The sequence below is a fragment of the Streptosporangium sandarakinum genome (assembly GCF_013409935.1).
Classification (GTDB): domain Bacteria; phylum Actinomycetota; class Actinomycetes; order Streptosporangiales; family Streptosporangiaceae; genus Streptosporangium; species Streptosporangium nondiastaticum.
Window position 1 is genome coordinate 1,113,433 of the sequence record NZ_JACCCO010000001.1, and the last position, 16,912, is coordinate 1,130,344.

The 16,912-nt window shown below is 74.5% G+C and carries 13 protein-coding genes; 4 read left to right on the forward strand and 9 right to left on the reverse strand.

All coding sequences use genetic code 11. The annotated features are described in order from the left end of the window. Positions 1-561: 561 nt before the first annotated feature. From HDA43_RS04815 to HDA43_RS04840, 6 genes are all read right to left on the reverse strand, one after another. A complete protein-coding gene (locus tag HDA43_RS04815; RefSeq protein WP_179818509.1) occupies positions 562-819 on the reverse strand; it encodes a hypothetical protein in 258 nt (85 codons plus the stop codon). Positions 820-1,546: 727 nt separating this feature from the next. After that, positions 1,547-2,809: an MFS transporter gene (locus tag HDA43_RS04820; RefSeq protein ID WP_179818510.1), complete on the reverse strand. Its 1,263-nt coding sequence runs from the start codon at positions 2,807-2,809 to the stop codon at positions 1,547-1,549. A gap of 15 nt (positions 2,810-2,824) precedes the next feature. Beyond that, positions 2,825-3,544: a GntR family transcriptional regulator gene (locus HDA43_RS04825; RefSeq protein ID WP_179818511.1), complete on the reverse strand. Its 720-nt coding sequence runs from the start codon at positions 3,542-3,544 to the stop codon at positions 2,825-2,827. 91 nt (positions 3,545-3,635) lie between these two features. Beyond that, a complete protein-coding gene (locus HDA43_RS04830) occupies positions 3,636-4,661 on the reverse strand; it encodes a 6-phosphofructokinase (RefSeq protein WP_179818512.1) in 1,026 nt (341 codons plus the stop codon). 414 nt (positions 4,662-5,075) lie between these two features. Then, entirely contained in the window at positions 5,076-6,623 is a 1,548-nt protein-coding gene (locus tag HDA43_RS04835) for a N,N-dimethylformamidase beta subunit family domain-containing protein (protein ID WP_218911602.1), read from the reverse strand. A 207-nt stretch (positions 6,624-6,830) separates the two neighbouring features. Then, positions 6,831-7,820 carry a lactonase family protein gene (locus HDA43_RS04840; RefSeq protein ID WP_179818513.1) on the reverse strand — a complete coding sequence of 330 codons (990 nt, stop codon included), beginning with the start codon at positions 7,818-7,820 and terminating at the stop codon, positions 6,831-6,833. A gap of 298 nt (positions 7,821-8,118) precedes the next feature. Here HDA43_RS04840 and HDA43_RS04845 point away from each other — a divergent pair, with 298 nt between their 5' ends. Together HDA43_RS04845 and HDA43_RS04850 are read left to right on the forward strand one after the other, a co-directional pair. After that, positions 8,119-9,030, forward strand: coding sequence for a bifunctional helix-turn-helix transcriptional regulator/GNAT family N-acetyltransferase (locus tag HDA43_RS04845; protein ID WP_179818514.1), 912 nt, complete (start codon positions 8,119-8,121; stop codon positions 9,028-9,030). A 441-nt stretch (positions 9,031-9,471) separates the two neighbouring features. After that, complete coding sequence (locus tag HDA43_RS04850) at positions 9,472-12,768, forward strand: P-loop NTPase fold protein (protein WP_179818515.1); 3,297 nt, start codon at positions 9,472-9,474, stop codon at positions 12,766-12,768. Positions 12,769-12,790: 22 nt separating this feature from the next. Here HDA43_RS04850 and HDA43_RS04855 read toward each other — a convergent pair whose 3' ends face one another. Continuing rightward, a complete protein-coding gene (locus tag HDA43_RS04855; protein ID WP_179818516.1) occupies positions 12,791-13,015 on the reverse strand; it encodes a DUF6203 family protein in 225 nt (74 codons plus the stop codon). A gap of 131 nt (positions 13,016-13,146) precedes the next feature. On the opposite strand from HDA43_RS04855, the gene HDA43_RS04860 reads away from it, so the two are divergent. After that, positions 13,147-14,748, forward strand: a complete 1,602-nt coding sequence (locus tag HDA43_RS04860; RefSeq protein WP_179818517.1) for a glycosyltransferase family 39 protein — start codon at positions 13,147-13,149, stop codon at positions 14,746-14,748. Between the two features lie 139 nt (positions 14,749-14,887). Beyond that, entirely contained in the window at positions 14,888-15,682 is a 795-nt protein-coding gene (locus tag HDA43_RS04865) for an MOSC domain-containing protein (protein WP_179818518.1), read from the forward strand. Positions 15,683-15,755: 73 nt separating this feature from the next. Here HDA43_RS04865 and HDA43_RS04870 read toward each other — a convergent pair whose 3' ends face one another. Then, positions 15,756-16,298, reverse strand: a complete 543-nt coding sequence (locus HDA43_RS04870) for a GNAT family N-acetyltransferase (RefSeq protein ID WP_179818519.1) — start codon at positions 16,296-16,298, stop codon at positions 15,756-15,758. A 129-nt stretch (positions 16,299-16,427) separates the two neighbouring features. Continuing rightward, positions 16,428-16,895: a Dps family protein gene (locus HDA43_RS04875; RefSeq protein WP_179818520.1), complete on the reverse strand. Its 468-nt coding sequence runs from the start codon at positions 16,893-16,895 to the stop codon at positions 16,428-16,430. Positions 16,896-16,912: the final 17 nt, after the last annotated feature.

A 16,912-nucleotide genomic window follows, 5' to 3' on the forward strand; every position in this document is an offset into this window, starting at 1 on the left:
ATGACCTACCAGCGCCCGCACGGAGACGGTACGGAGACAGGACAGGGGCGGGCAGGCGGGCGGGACGCGGGCGGGTTCGGGGCCGGGCCGGGGCCGGGGCGGGAACGGCGGTCACCCAGCGGCGGGCACGAAGGGGGCGCGGGCGGCACGAGGCGGCACGGGCGGCGGGCACGGAGGACGCCGGGGGCGCGGGCGGCACGAGGCGGCGGGCCGGATCGGCCGCCCGCACGGCACGGGAAAGCGCCGCGCGGGAGAACCCGGCACGGAAAAAGCGGCGCGGGGATACGCCGCACGAGGACACGAGACACGGCACGCACGCGACAGGTGACGCACGCGACACGAAAGTCCCGGAGCGAAAAGTCCGGCCGAAAGGACCGGGACGGAAATCCCGGTGCGAAGGGCGCGGCGAAGACCCGGCGAGAAAGGCGGGATCCGAAAGTTCGACTTCGAAAGGCGGGCTCCGGGGCGCGGAACGGCCCTGGGGCGCGGAACGGCTCCACGGTGCGGGCGCTCCTTTTCCGCGCGCCCCTCGGGACGGGAGGAAAGGAGCGCCACGACCGTTCAGCGACTCTTCGGCATCGGTGCCGACCGGGGCGGATCAGTCGCCGCCGCCACCGCCACCACCACCGCCACCACCACCGCCGCCACCGCCACCGCCACCGCCACCGCCGCCGACGGTGTTGATGTTGGTGTTGGTGTTGGAGACGTTGGCGCCGCCGCCACCGCCACCACCGCCGCCTCCACCGCCACCACCGCCACCACCGCCACCGCCACCGCCGCCACCGCCACCGCCACCGCCGCCTCCACCGCCTCCGCCACCGCGGCGGGCGAAGCACCTCTCAGGGTTCCTCTTCTGCCAGCAGGGCGTCGCCGCGGAGACGAGGGCGGACGTGGAGGCGGTCTCGACGGTGGTTCCGGCACTGGCCGGCTGGGCGGACATCGTCACGGGGACGGCGAGGGCGGAGGCCAGCAGCGCGCCGGCGGCTATCGCGTTCTTCGTCTTGGTCATCGGAGATCACTCCATGTCGTACGGGGCCGGCCCGGCCGACACCCGGGGCTGAGTGAGACGTGGAATCGGCGCCGAAGACGGCGCCGGAGCGGCACAGAACCGCAAGTCCCACGGTAAGTCGCGGAAAGTCCGGCGCTTATCACACCGAAGCAAAGGCATTGATCCGCACGAATTACCTTTCGATTCAACCCGGAAACCGAGAGAAATCGCTCGGTCACCCTATGTAGTGTCCATTCGGTGGCGGGCTTTCTCCGCGAAGATTCCCCACGATCCCGGGACGCAATGGCCGGGTAGGTCATCACGGCCCGCTCCCACGCCCTGGGGGAAATGATTCCGCCCGGCTTCTGAAGCGGAAAGGCGGGAGTTACCGCCGTTTGGGGAATGGCGATGGCATTGTCCGGCCCGGACGGGCACGTCACTTCGGGGATGGGGACGGCGTTGTCCGGTCGGGACGCGCGTCGCCCGGCGGCTCGGGGACGGATACCGGACGGACGCGTTGTCCGGTCCGGACGCGCGTCGCCCGCGCCGGGACCGCCGTCACCTTCGCGCCGGGACCGCCGCCGCGACGCGGACGCCGTTCACGACGAGGCCCAGGCAGATCAGCGCCACGACGGCCACCACCGTCAGCATGACCGGATAGGAGAGCCACCCCGCCAGGGTGGCCAGCACGGTGGGGAGCAGGAAACCCGAGTAGGCGAGCGCGTAGTAGACGCCGGTCAGGCCGGCCAGGTCGTCCGCACCGGCCATCCGCTGTATCTCCTGCAGCCCGGAGACCATCGCGATGCCGTAGCCGGCTCCCAGGGCGACCGCGGCGGCGGCCGCCAGCCACGGTGACAGCAGCAGCGCGTTCACCGCGCACAGCACCGCGCCGAGGAGCATCACCGCCATCGCCGCCACCGGAGCCCGTCCCGTACGGGCGCCCTCCTCGCCGTGCAGCCTCTTGGCCACCGGCTGCACGGCCACGCCCACTCCCAGGGTCAGCACCGTGAGGCCGGTCGCGTACGCCAGCCCCCAGTGCCCCACGCGGAAGCCGACCAGCTGGGGCATGACCGCGTACGCCAGCCCGGCCGAGCCGAACACCCACGGCGCCATCGGCAGGATCACGAGCCGGAACCGCCTGCGGGCCGGCGCGGGGACGCGCAGGTCGCTCGCGAGGGCCGCGAGGAGATCCCGGGCCGAACCCGTGGCGCGCGGGAGCGGCGGCCGGGTCTCCGGCACCCGCAGGAGCAGCACGGGGATCGCCACGGCGAGGAGAAGGTGGACGACGTACGGGGTCACCATGGGCCACGGCCCCCACTGGGCCAGCGCGCCCGCGACACCCGCGCCGAGCGCGAATCCGGCCGTCTGGCACAGCGCGGCACGGCGCGCGGCGAGCCCGCCGTCGGCCCCGGTCGACAGTTCCTTCACCCAGCTGCTGCCCACCGACATGGCGGTGCCGACCGCGACGCCGGTGATCAGCCGGCCCGCGTAGATGGCCCAGGCGCTCTGGCCGCCGAAGCAGAGCACCAGGCTCGCGACGGCCGAGGCGACGGCGCCGGCCACCAGCACGGGGCGCCGCCCGCGCCGGTCCGAGACGGGCCCGGCGAGCAGGAGACCCGGCACGAGCCCGACGACGTACGCGCCGAGGAAGGCGTCGACGCTGAGCGCGGAGTAGCCGCCCAGCCGGCGGTACATCAGCAGCAGCGGGGTGAACTGGTTGCCGCCCCAGCCGCAGGCGAACATCGCCGCGGCGACGATCCGCCAGGAGTCCGATCGGGGCGCGGCGGCAGGCGACGGGACGGCCTGCTTGGTTTCGAGCATGGGGAAGATCGGACCTTACGCGTCGTTCGTCGGGTACGGCTGAGGCCGTACGGAATGTTGGGTGGCCGAGGCTTCGTCGCTCGCCCGGGACGGCCACGGCGAGCCGTGCGTCGCCGTGAGGTGGCTCAGCAGGGCCGAGGCGAAGGCGGCGTCGTCGCCGTCGCGGAGGTGGCCGAGGAGGGCCTCGTGCTCGTCGGCCAGCAGGGAGAGCCGCTCCGGTCGCGGTCTCAGCGCGGAGATGCTCATGCGCCGCTGCCGGTCGCCGAGGGTGGCGTAGAACCGGTCGGCCAGCCGGTTCCCGGACGCTTCGACGATGCAACGGTGGAACGACTCGTCGGCCTCGGCGAACCGGTCGACGTCGGCGGTCTCGGCGAGGGCGCGCTGGCGTCTCAGCAGCTCCCGCATCCTCTCGTGGTACTCGTCCGGCAGGCCGGTGCGCGCGATGCGCTCCGCCGCGGACCGTTCGAGCGCCAGCCGCAGGTCCAGCACGTCCGCCGCCTCTCCCGGCGGCACCGGCACCACCACCGCGCCGCGCTTGGGGTGAAGCGTCAGCAGTTCCTCCGACGCGAGGCGCAGGAACGCCTCCCGGACGGGCGTCCTGCTCACCCGCACCCGTTCGGCGATCTCCCCCTCGCTGATGAGGCTGCCGCCGGGCAGCTCGCCGGAGAGGATCAACTCCTTGGTCACCGTGTACGCGGTGTGGGCGGCGGAGGGGCGCTTCACGGATTCGGACATACAAGCAGCCTACCGGCATAGATACATGGTTGTATCTATGCCGGTAGGCAAGAGACCCGGCGACTCCCGTCGGCCGGCCCGGCGACTCCCGTCAGCCGAAGAAGACCTCCGCCTCCTCGTAGCGTCCGACCGGCACCGTCTTCAGTTCCTTGGTGGCCTCGCCGAGGCCGGCCCGGACGATGTCGGTGCCCCGGAGCGCCACCATGACGCCGAACTCGCCGTCGTGGACGGCGTCGATGGCCTGCAGGCCGAACCTGGTGGCCAGGACCCGGTCGAAGGCCGTGGGCGTGCCGCCGCGCTGGATGTGGCCGAGCACGGTGGTGCGGGCCTCCTTGCCGGTCCGCTTCTCGATCTCCTTGGCCAGCATCTCGCCGATGCCGCCCAGCCGGACGTGGCCGAACGCGTCGAGCTCACCGGCCTGGAGGGTCATCTGGCCCTCGATCGGGTGGGCGCCCTCGGCGACCACGATGATCGGCGCGTACCGGGTCTGGAAGCGGGACTCGACGTAGGCGCAGACCCGGTCGATGTCGAACGGCTTCTCCGGGATGAGGATGACATTGGCGCCTCCCGCCATGCCCGCGTGCAGGGCGATCCACCCGGCGTGGCGGCCCATCACCTCGCAGATCAGCGCCCTGTGGTGGGACTCGGCGGTGGTGTGCAGCCGGTCGATCGCCTCGACGGCGATGTTGACGGCCGTGTCGAACCCGAAGGTGTAGTCGGTGGCGTTCAGGTCGTTGTCGATGGTCTTCGGCACGCCGACGACCTTGACGCCCTGGTCGAAGAGCTGCTTGGCGACGCCGAGGGTGTCCTCGCCGCCGATGGCGATCAGGGCGTCGACCCCGGCCTCGGCCAGGTTGCCCTTGATCTTCTCGACACCGCCTTCGATCTTGAGGGGGTTGGTCCGGGAGGAGCCCAGGATGGTCCCGCCGCGTGGCAGGATGCCCCGGACCGCCTGGATGTCCAGCGGCACCGTCTCACCTTCGAGCGGGCCGCGCCAGCCGTCGCAGAATCCGACGAACTCGTGTCCGTAGACGCCCACACCCTTGCGCACGACGGCGCGGATCACGGCGTTCAGTCCGGGGCAGTCGCCGCCCCCAGTTAGCACTCCGATACGCATGGCATCCTCCGGTGGTTCCGAAACAAGACAGCCAAACCGAATGGGGTGACACGACCGGCGGGGTCTCCCGCGCCGACCTCACGCATTCTGCCTGCTGAAAGACCAATGGTCTAGACCAAATGGAGGAGACTTCGGCGTTGTCCGCACCTCCCCTGGCCGGTGCGCCGGCGGGCCCGTTCCCGGGTGTCCGCGGCGCCGGGCCGGGCCGGTGCGGTCCGGGAGGAACGAGGGGGTACCTTCCCCCATCCGGGCCGCGCGACACGGGCCCCGCCGCATGATCTGGGCCGGCCCCTATGCCGCTCGGGGACCGGCCCGATCCGGCCGCGGCGCCTCCGGGGACCGGCCGTACGGGCCGCCGCGGACTCCTCCGCCCGTCGCCCGTACGGGCCCCGCCCCGGAGCCCTCCGGCCAGGGTCAGCGCGCGCCGAGGCCCACCGTGGCGAGGTTGTCCTCGGCCGGGTGGCTGCGCCCGGCCGGACCGGCGGCGAAGGCCCGCAGGATGTTCACCGTGCTGCGGCGGACGAACGCCCTGGCCTGCCCGGTGACGCCGTGCCCGCAGCGGGCGCCGCGCAGCGCGCAGACCCAGCGCATCGTGCCGGAGTTGAACACCCCGGCGCCGCTCGGCGCGGTGTAGTAGGCGCTGTGCGCGACCGTGGACCGTCCGCCGCAGTCGACGGGCGAGACCGACAGCACCTCCATGGGGCGGGGCGCGTCCCGGCCGATCCGGTCGGTCTCCACCCCCGCCATGCCGGGGAAGCGGGTGCCGTGCCGTACACCGGTGCCCCGGAAGATCCAGCTCCCCGGGCGGTGGACCACGTAGGCGGCCTCGGCGGGATAGCAGTCGTACATCGGCCCGGTCAGCGAGCTCTCCGGGCGGTGGTCGCGCCACAGGTCGGTGCGGGGGTCCTCGGCGGTGTCCTTGTGGCAGACGACCAGCCGGCCGGGGCCCAGCCGCGTCGCGGCGAACCTGATCCGCCAGTAGACGGCGTTGGCGCCGAGGAAGGCGATGTTGACGCCCCGGTCGCGGGCGGTCTCGACGGCGCGGCGCATGCGCGGCGACCAGTACTCGTCGTGCCCCAGGGAGACCAGGCCCCGGGCGCCGTCGAGGGCGTGCGGGTCCTCGTCCAGGTCCACGCTGGTGAGGTAGGCGAGCGGGACGCCGGTGCGCTCGGCGAGGGCGATGGCGTCGTACTCCATGTCCAGGAACAGCCGGGCACCGGAGGTGTCGTAGGGGCGGTCGAAGCTGACCGCCCGGGAACGCTCCTCGAAACCCCCGGGGCCGACGTAGAGGCTGCGGCCGCCCCAGTAGTTGTACGCCTGCCAGGTGGTGACCGCGTTGACGACCGCCATGCTCCCCCGCGCCGAGGCGGACCTGACGGTGACGGGGACGTAGCGGCCGCCTCCGGTGGCGGCGTCCAGGCGGATCAGGTAGGAACCCGCGGGCCAGCCGGTGGTGTCCACCTCCGGTCCCGGCCTCCAGTGGTCGGCGGTCACCGTGCGGGTCGCGGCGACGACCTTCGGAGCCGACTGCCGGACGCCGGGCAGCCCGGCCACCCGCCACACCCGCCGCGCGCCGGCTCCGCCGTACCAGCCCATCCGGAAGGCCGTGGCGGTGTAGTGGTCGGCCGTGGTCGAGACGTACAACCGGAACCTCTCCCCCGGCAGCACGCTGACCCGGTCGGCGAACCCCTCGATCTCGTGCGCGGCCCCGAGGCGGCGCAGCCGCCAGTGCGGGTCGCCCGGCCTGGCGTTCTCGGCGGCGGTGGCGCCTCCGGCGGCGGCCCCGGCGTCACCGGGGTTCCCCGCGGCGGCGTCCCCGCCTCGGGCGTCACCGGGCGCGGCGGAGCGGGAGCCGGAGGGCGCGAGGGTGCCGGCGGGGTGACGGGCGGCGGCCGCGCACCCGATGACCAGAGCCATGGTCACCAGCAGGGTGACCGCCAGATGCGAGGGCACGCGAGACATGCCCGGCATCATCGCCGCCCGCCGGGCGCCCCGTCCGCGACTTGACCGGCCCTTGGCCCTTCGGCGGCGGAACGCGGACCCGGACGGCCGCCGCGGAGGCGGAACGGGCCCGGTGAGCGGCCCGGACCCCGCGTCCCGGACGGCCGTGGCGGACGGGGCCGGTGTCCCGGACCGCCGCGACGGGCGGGGTGCCGGGCCGGGACCCGGTCAGGACAGCGGCAGGACGCACGAGGGCGTGCCGACGGCGAACACCCCCGCGGCGTCCCCCGGGACGCCGTCCCTCATCGGCAGTACGGCCACGCCCGCGGACCGCTGGTTGGCCACGTACATCCGGTCGCCGGCGACGGCGAAGTGCCGGGGCCACGCGCCGCCGCAGGGCACCTCGGCGACCCGCTCCAGGCCGGGCACGGAGAACACCGCGATCGTGTCGGGGCCCCGGTTGGCGACGTAGACGAAGCGCCCGTCCCCGGACGCCTCCAGGTGCGAGGGATGGTTCTCGCCGTCGGCCGCGCCGGCCGGGACGGCCCGGACCTCCCGCCAGCCGTCGTCGCCGGCGTCGTAGGCGCGGACCGTGCCGTCCAGTTCCCCGGCGACGTACCAGCGGTCCCCCACCCGGGCCATGTGCCGGGGGCCCATGCCCTCGGCCAGCCGTACCGGGCCGCCGGGGTGCGGCGTCACCCGGTCCCCGGCCCGGCCGGGGCCCGGGACCAGGTAGCGGCGGATCTCGTCCGTGCCCAGGTCGGAGACGTACAGCACGCCGTCGGGCCCGAAGACGGACTGGTGGGCGTGGGAGTCCTCGCGGTGCGGGAAGACCTGGGGGGCGGCGAGGGCGCCGGTCTCGTCGATGGGGTACACGCTGACCACGCCGTCGCCGTAGTTGGCCACCGACAGCAGGGTCCCGGAGGGGTCGACGACCAGGTGGCAGGGGGTGTTCCCCTCGCTGGGCCGCCGGTCGGTCTCGGTGAGCGTCCCGTCGGCGGCGCGGGCGAAGACGGCGACCGTGCCGGGCTCCCCCTCGCCCACCGCGTACAGGACCGGCAGCCGGGGGTGGGCGGCGAGGAACGACGGGCTCGGGGCGGGCGTCTCCGCGACCCGGGTGAGTCCGGCCGGCTCCATCAGGGTGATCCCCGGGCCGGTGCCCTCGGTCCCCGGCGTGCCGCCCGGTGTGTAGCCGCCGATGTACGCGATCTCCGCCATCATGCTCCCGCAGCCGTGGAGGCCGGTGCGCGGCCCCCGAACCCTTCCTGACCTTCCCGTGCCGTTCTGGGCCTTCCCGGGCCCTCCCGGGCGCTCCCGGGCCCTCCCGGGTCTTTTCGCCCGTCCCCGCCAGTCTGCGAACCTAGCGCACCCCCTGCCCGTTCCGGGAGGCGCCCCTCCGAGGAGGACCGGGTGACCCGGGAGGCGCGCCGGGACCGGGGGACACCGCGTGCCGTCTTCCCACGAGGGCCCGGTTAATTCGTTGACTCGGTCATATAAATGGTTGATCGTGTCATACATGATTTCGGACATCGACCGCCGTGTGGCGGAGATCCGCGCGTTCAACCGCTTCTACACCGGTGTCATCGGCGTGCTCCACCAGGGCATCCTGAACACCCCCTACTCCCTCACCGAGGTGAGGGTGCTGTTCGAGCTGAACGGCGGAGACCGGATGGAGACCGGCGAGCTGCGGCGGCTGCTCGGTCTCGACGCCGGCTACCTGAGCAGGATCCTCGGGCGGTTCGAGAGCGACGGCCTGGTCACCCGCGAGCGGTCGGCGGCCGACGCGCGGCGGCAGGTGGTCTCGCTGACCGCCGCCGGCCACACCACGTTCGCGGCCCTCGACGAGCGCTCGGCGGCCGAGGTGCGGGGCCTGCTGGAGGGGATCACCGAGGAGGACGCGCGGCGGCTGGTGGCGAGCATGGCGGCCATCCGGGAGGTCCTCGCCCCCGCCCGGCGGGCGGAGCCGTACGTCATCCGCCCGCCGCGCCCCGGCGACCTGGGATGGGTGGTGCACCGGCACGGCGTGCTCTACAGCCAGGAGTACGGCTGGGGCGCCGACTTCGAGGCGCTGGTGGCCAGGATCGTGGCCGACTACGTGGACCACCACGACCCCCGGCGCGAGGCCGGGTGGATCGCCGAGGTGGACGGCGAGCGGGCCGGATGCGTGTTCTGCGTCCGCAAGGACGACGGGACGGCGCTGCTGCGGATGCTGCTGGTCGAGCCGTCCGCCCGGGGGCTGGGGATCGGCGGGCGGCTCGTCGGCGAGTGCGTGGCCTTCGCCCGGGCGACGGGCTACCGGCGCATGGAGCTGTCGACCAGGAGCGTGCTGACCAGTGCCCGGCGGATCTACCGCGCGGCGGGCTTCGAGCCGGTCGAGGAGCGGCGGCTGGATGACCTCGTCGAGGAGACCTGGGCGATGGACCTCTGACGCGCTCCGCCCGGGAGACGCGGCGGAGGCCGAGTCGGGATGGAGGGCGGACGGGTGAGGATGACCGCGAGCCGGGGCGGGCGGGGGCCGGTGCGGTGGAGCCGCCCCCGGCGCGGGGTCGCACGCCGGGCGAAGGCAAAGTTCTCGCAAGGACACGGGTGGGCGTCCTTCAAACCTGGCCGCCCTATCATCAAGATCCGCGTCTGGGGACGCCTGCGGGTCCACAGTGGATCCACGTGACTCCTCCGCTCCCTGAAGAGAGCGGCTTCTCGCTTTCCTCGGCCGAGGCAGGCGACGGACAAGCCCTGCCCGTTTCGAACACAGGAACCACATCAAGGAAGCGACTCCCCTGTCGGATGAACCCGGCAGTGCCCTCACCAGATCCGATGGGTCTCACGCGGACCCCGCGTGAGACTCCCCGCCGCCGCCCCGGGAGGACCGTTGAGCGAAGGACTCGCGTTCGCCGACCCGATCCCCGAGACCCCCGGGGCCGCCACCCGGACGGGCGCGCGACGGGCCCTGGTCTTCCTGGACTCGCCGCCCGCCACACCCGACCGGCCCTTCGACCCCCCGGCCGCCGGACGGCCGGACACCCGCCTGGCGGCGGTGCTGCGCGCCGAGGGCTTCACCGTCGACGCCCGCCCCGGCGAGGGCGCGCGGGCCGACGGCGGCCGGGTGTGGGACTTCCTGCGGTCGGCCGGGGACGGCGACGTGCTGATGATCCGGCTGCCCGGCGGCAACGCCTGGACCTCCGGCCAGCTCGGCTCCATGATCGGCGCGTTCGGCCGGCGGGTCGGCGAGTCGGCGGCGGCGGCCGTGCTGCTGGTCATGGACTTCGGCTGGAGCGCCCTGGACGGCTCGGCCCCGCCGGTCAGGCAGCTCGGCGTGGCCGGGGAGCCCCGCCTGTCCGCGGCGGCGCTCACCCTGGCCCTGCGGTTCGGCGAACCCGCCCACGGCCCCGCCCCCAGCCTGACCGGCGTCCTGGCCGACGGCCTGGCCTCCCTGGCTGCCGACCCGGCGCGCGGCGCGGTCACCGTCGGCGACCTGCACGCCCACGCGCTGCGCCACTACGCCGCCGTCTCCTCCCCCCGCACCCCAATCCTGCTGGCGTACGGCCCCGCCGCGGACGTCCCGCTGACCCGGCCCCGTCTCCCGGCCGCGCCCGCGCCCTCGCCGGTGCACGCCGCCTTCGCCCGCACCCTCACCGTGCTCGGCGACCCCGCTCCCCCGGCCTCGGGCACCGAGATCGTGCGGCGGGTCTACGAGCTGCACCTGAGCGAGCACGCCCGGCAGGTGCTGCGCGGCGCCTCCCTGCTGGAGGAGGGCGAGCCGGTCGAGGAGATCCTCGGCGACGCCGCCGAGCTGCGGCACTGGGGGCTGCTCGGCGAGACGGCCCTGTTCGCCCACCCCGACGTGCGGGCCTTCGGCTACTCCCGGCTGAGCCCGGCGGAGCGGGCGCGGACGTCGGCGCTGCTGCGGCGGTGGCGGGCCGGGCGGCGGGCCGTACAGCCCCGGGCCAGGCTCACCGCCGACCGGTGGACCACCGACGACCAGCTCGGCCACCGGATCTACGCCGAGGCGATCGCCGCGTTCGTCCGCCACCCCGAGACCCGGCCGCCGCTCACCATCGGCGTCAAGGGCCCGTGGGGCGCCGGCAAGACCTCCCTGATGCGGATGATCCAGGACCTCCTGGACCCCGGGGCCGCCGGGGACGGCCCCGCCGAGATCCACCTGCCGGACCCCGGCGGGGCGGGCGACCTGACCAACGCCGAGGTGCTGTCCAGGGCCGGACGGCGGCGGCGCGGCGGCGCGGGCCGGGCCGAACCCGGGGCCCTGCCGGTGCGGCGGGCCGACTGGCGGCCGACGGTGTGGTTCAACCCGTGGATGTACCAGAGCGGGGAGCAGGTCTGGGCCGGGCTGGCTCACGAGATCATCAGCCAGGTCACCCGGCGGCTGCCCCGCACCGAACGGGAACGGTTCTGGCTGGAGCTGAACCTGTCCAGGATCGACCCCGAGGCGGTCCGCCGCCGCGCCTACCAGCTCGCGGTGACCCGGCTGGTGCCGCTCGCCCTCGGCCTGCTCGCCGCCCTGGTCCTCACCGGCGCGCTGCTCGCCGGGGCCGCGCTGCTGCCGGCGTTCGCCGCCCTGCTGTCGAACGCGGCCGCCGCGGTCGGCGCGGCCGGGGCGGTCACCGCCGTCGGGGCGGGAGCCGTACGGCTGGCGAGGTTCTTCGGGGAGTCGGCCGGCAACGCCTTCTGCGACCTGGTCAGCCAGCCGGACCTGTTCGCCCCCGGCTCGGCCGACGGCCCGGCGGGCGAGTTGCTGAGCGGCCCCGGCTACCGGTCCAGGGCGGGTTTCCTGCACCTGGTGCAGACCGACATGCGGCAGGTGCTCGACCTGGTGGCCACCGAGGAGCGGCCCCTGGTGGTGTTCGTCGACGACCTGGACCGGTGCTCGCCGGGAACGGTGGCGCAGGTCATCGAGGCGATCAACCTGTTCCTCGCCGGGGAGTTCCCCAACTGCGTGTTCGTGCTGGCCATGGAGCCGGAGGTGGTGGCCGCGCACGTCGAGGCCGCCTACCGGGAGCTGGCCGAGACGCTGCCGGACGACGGGCGGTCCGGGCTGGGCTGGCGGTTCCTGGAGAAGATCGTGCAGCTGCCGCTGAGCGTGCCGCTGCTGGACGACGCCGACCGGCTGCCGGCCTTCGTCCGGGCGCTGCTGGGCATGCCGGAGGTCACCGACGCCCCGGGGGCGGGTCCCGGTGGGGAGGCCGGGGACCGGCGCTCCGCGGGGAACGGCGGGGCCGAGGACGGGCGACGCGGAGGCGGTCACGGCGAAACCGGCGGTCACGGTGGGATCGACGGGACCGGCGGGTCCAGCGGGACCGTTGAGACCGGAGCCGGGCGCGGGAACGGCTCCGGGCATTCGGCCGGGAACGGGGGCACCGGGAACGCCGAAGACGCGGGCGGGGACGGGGACGGGAACGCCGCCGGGACGCCCTGCCCGGACGTCCCCGGGGCGCGCACGCCGCTCGACGTGCCGCTCGCCGTACCCCGGCCGGGGCCGGTGAGGCCGCCGGACCCGTCGCTGGTGAGCCGTCTGGAGGACGCGATCTGGGCGCTCCGGCCGACGGCCGCGACCCTGGACGAGGCGGCGCGGCGGGCCCAGGAGGAGCTGGGCGTGGACTGCTCGGACGCGATCGGCGGGCTGGCCACGGCGACCCGCGAGGCGGCCGACCGGGTCTTCGACGAGCTCTACAGCGACGAGAACGCCTACCGGGCCATCGAGTTCGTCCTGCCTGCCCTGATGTTCTTCAACCCCCGGGAGATCAAGCGCTACGTCAACGTCTTCCGCTTCTACTCGTTCATCGCCTACCGGCGGACGCTCGCCGGGGCCGCCCCCGCCTCCGACGGGGAGGTCGCCAAACTGGCGGCGCTGACCATCCACTGGCCGCATCTGCTGACCTCCCTGGCCCGGGAGACGGGCGGGACGACCGCGCTGGAGCGGCTGGAGGAGGCCGCGGGCGACGACGCCGCCTGGGAGCGGGCCGTACGCGAGTGCGGGCTGGCGGCGGTCCGCGAGGCGGGACCCCCGGGGCCGTACGGGCCTCCGGGACCGTCCGGGCCGTGGGGACCGCCGGGGACGGACGGCGACGGGGACGTCGCCCACCTGGACCCGCTGCGGAACCTGCTGCGCTTCCCGCACCCCGTCGCCGCCCTGGCCCGCCACCTCCTCTGAACGCCCCGCCTCCCGGGGACGGTCACCGCCGTACGGTCGCCTGCTTGCGGCCCCGGGCGGAGGGTCCCCGCCAGGTGGGGACGTTCCCGGAGCCGCGGCCGGGCTGGCGCAGCGTCTCCTTGCGGGGATCGGCGGCCTGGTCGCGGCGGCGCTTGCGCATGATCAGCCACCCGGCCCCGAGCACGGCGAGCCCGAGGGGCGTTCTGGAGAGCCAGCGGGTCGCCACGAGCTGCAGGATCCTCTTCATCTTCTCCCTCTCTCAGCTAGCCTCCGTCTCCTCTACCCCGGCCCCCGCCCCGCATGCCAGGCGACGGCCTCAGCCGCCGGGCCCGCGGCCATGACGGCTGACCTGCCCGGACCTGCTACTACGGTGAACGGGTGCGCGCAGTCCTCCCCCGACGACCCCGCCCCCGGACCGGAAGCGGCGCGACCGCCTCATGGCGCCGCCGGGCGGCCGTCGCCGTCCCCCCGCTGATGGCCGCCGCCATCGCCGGATGGGGGATCACCGTGCCGTCGCTGTGGCGGGACGAGTCGGTCACCGGCATGGCCGCCCGCATGTCCCTGCCCGAGCTGCGGGCGCTCCTCGCCGACATCGACACCGTCCACGCCCTGTACTACCTGCTCATGCGGCCGTTCGCCGCGCTCGGCGCCTCCGGCCCCGTCGAGCTGGCGCTGCGGCTGCCGTCGCTGCTCGCGTTCGCCGCCGCCGCGTACGGCGTGGCCGTCCTGGGCCGCCGCCTCGCCGGTCCGGCGGCCGGCCTGTGGAGCGGCCTGCTGTACGCCGTCCTGCCGATCATGTCCCGCTACGCCCAGGAGGCGCGCGGCTACGCGCTGGTCAGCGCGGTCGCCGTGCTGGCCACGTGGCTGCTCGTCACGGCGCTGGAGCGGCCGTCACGGCTGCGGTTCGCCGGGTACGGGGCGGCGGTCGCCCTGCTCGGGTGGCTGCACCTGTACGCCCTGCTCCTGCTGGTCGCGCACGCCGTCGCCGTACTCGCCGCCGGACGGGCCGTCCCCGGGACGCGACCGCCGCGGCGCCCCCGGTCCTCTCCCACGTCACACCCGCCGCGAGGGCCGCTGCGGCCGCCATGGCCGTCGTGGCTGCTCGCCGTGGCCGGCGCCGGGGTCGCGCTGGCGCCGCTCGTGGTGGTCGCGGCCGGGCAGCGGGACACCCAGCTGTTCTGGCTGCGCTCCCCCGGCCCGCCGGAGCTGGTGGCCTTCCCGATCGGGGTGGCCGGGAGCGCGGCCGGGGCGGCGGCGGTGTTCGGCCTGGCGGTGTGGGGCGGGTGGTCGGCCCGCCGTACGCCGCTCGTCGCGGCCTGGGCGGTCCTGCCGTTCGCGATCTCGTTCGCCGTGTCGCAGGTGGCGCCGATCTACCATCCCCGGTACGTGCTGGTCGTGGTCCCCGGGATCGCGCTCGCCGCCGGGATCGGCCTGACCCGCCTCGCCGCGATCGCGGGCCGATGGCGGTTCGCGGTCGCCGTGCCCGCCGTCCTGCTCGTCGCCGCGACGGCCCTCCCGGCGCACGAGGCGCTCCGCACGCCGGACAGCCGCCCCGACGACCTGCGGTCCCTGACCGCCGCCCTCGACGCCGAGGTGCGGCCCGGTGACCGGGTGCTCTTCGTGCCGTACCGGTACCGGCTGTTCGTCGCCGTCTACGGCGGGCCGTACGAGCGCCTGGTGGACCTCACCCACGCGCCCGGCCGGTACGAGCCGCGCACCGCTGCCGAGTTCACCGCCGCGGCGGCCGGGGCGAACCGGATCTGGCTGGTCTCGGCGCGGATCGGCAAGGTCTACGCCGCCGACCCGCGCCTGGTGGCGCTGCGGAGCGCCTTCTCCGCCGCCGGGCCGACCCGGCGGTTCGGCTCCATCCGCCTCACGCTCTACCGGCCCCGCGGGGCCGAGCGGCACCGGGCCGGGGTGGAGCGGCGGTCCGGCGGCGCCCGTGACGCCGCCACCTCCACACCCGCGCCGCCCGCCTGACGGACGGCGGCCGGCTCCACGGCCGCGTCGCCGAAGAGCAGGCGAAACCCCATTCCGGACGGGCCCCGGGGCCCCGCTCCGGACGCCCCGTGGGCACGCTCCCATATCCCGGGAGAGCGCTTCCTCCTATCCTTGGCCGATGGAACTAGCGGAGATCCGCACCTACCCCGTCAAGTCCACCGCAGGCATCCTCCGCCCATCCGCCCGAGTCCTCCCCTGGGGCCTGGAAGGCGACCGCCGCTGGGGCGTGGTGGACCCGCTGGGAGAACTGATCTGGGTGGGCGAACACCCCCGCCTCCTCTCGGTCTCGGCCGCCGAGACCCCTGAAGGCGGCCTCCGCCTGTCGGCGAAGGGCATGGGCGAGCTCAGGGTCCCCCCGGCCACCGGCGACACGATCCCGATGGGTTGCTCCAACCTCGACCGGGCCGTGCTCGCCCACGCCGACGCCCATGAATGGTTCACCCGCCTGCTCGGCAGGCCCGCCCGCCTCATCTGGCTGGACGAGCCCGCACGCCGGGCCGGCGCCGGGGAGTACGCCGGCCTCTGGGACGGGCCCCTCCATCTCGTCTCCAGGAGTTCGCTCCGGCGCCTGGACGACTGGATCGCCGAAGGCGCCCTGGAACGCCGGGAGCACCCCCCGGGCCCCCTCGACATCGCCCGCTTCCGGCCCAACGCCGTCATCGACGGCGCGGAACCCTTCGCGGAGGACGCCTGGGCATCGGTCAGCATCGGCGAGATCGACTTCCGCGTCTCGGAGTCGTGCGACCGCTGCGCCGCCACCATCTGGAACCCCACCACTCAGGAGCGCGGCAGGGAACCCCTGAGAACCCTGGCCGAACGCCGCCGCTGGGACGGAAAGACCTGGTTCGGCATCCGCCTGGTGCCCAGGAACGTCGGCGAACTGAGAGTCGGCGACGAAGTCCGGCCAGGCTAGCCGGTCAGGCGCTCCGTGGCCGCCTTCGATGGCCGCCTTCGATGGCGGCCGAACCCCCGGACGGCGCCGCGGCCTAGCCCTTCGAGTCCGGCTTCCAGTCCTGGACGAGGAGGCCGAGCAGCACCTCGTCCAGGAACTCGCCCATCACCCAGGCCGCCGAGCGCAGCACGCCCTCGCGGACGAAGCCGTTGCGCTCGGCGGAGCGCAGCATCGCGGCGTTGTCCGCCAGCGTCTCGATCTGCAGCCGATGCAGGCCGCGCACGGCGAAACCGTAGTGGCACAGCACCGCGACCACGTCGGTGCCGTAGCCCTTGCCACGGGCCGCCGGCCGCAGCCCCAGCCCGATGTGCGCGGACCGGCTGTGGTTGTCGATACCCCACAGCGTCGCGGCGCCGACCAGCGTGCCGCCGTCCAGCTCCACGACCGAGAAGGAGGCGTGCCCCTGCTCCTTGTCGTCCACCGCGAACTGCGAATCCTTCGAGCCGGGCATGATCGGCCGCCACGGCTGGCCCACGGACCGCGAGGTGTTGACCACGTCGTCGTAGAGCTCGGTCTGCAGAATCGGGATGTCGTCCTCGTGCCGGGCCCTGAGCCCGACCTTGTCACCTCTCAGCACGCGAGCTTCCTATCGGACCGGGCCGGTCGGCGGCAAACCGATAAGAACTCCGAACGGAACGGCGCTCCAGCCTCGATCAGGCCGGAGCGCCGGGGACGCGCCGGGTGGATCCGGCGCGGCGAGGCGGACCTAGCGCTGGGCCTCCAGCATCCAGTGGTGCTTCTCCAGGTCCTGGGTGATCTCGATGAGGATGTCCTGGGTCACCGGGTCCGGCTTCTCGGTGGCGGCGACGCGCTCCCGCATCCGGCGGATGATGGACCCGAGGATGTCCGTCATGGCGGCGACGACCTTGCCGTCGTTGATGTAGCCCGCTTCCAGCTGCGGCAGCTCGTTCGTGTTGGCCAGCGTGGACGGCCGGCCGTCGGGGTTGCATCCCAGCGCCACCGCGCGTTCGGCGACGGTGTCGGCGTGCTCCCGGGCGGCCGCGACGATCTCGTCGAGCTGCAGGTGCAGGGAGCGGAAGTTGTGGCCGATCACGTTCCAGTGCGCCTGCTTGCCCACGAGCGAGAGGTTCAGCAGGTCGACGAGCGATCCCTGGAGGGTCTCGCCGATGACCTTCTTGTTCTCGGGAGTGAGCGGGCTGGTGATCGTGGACATGAGATATCTCCCCGTTA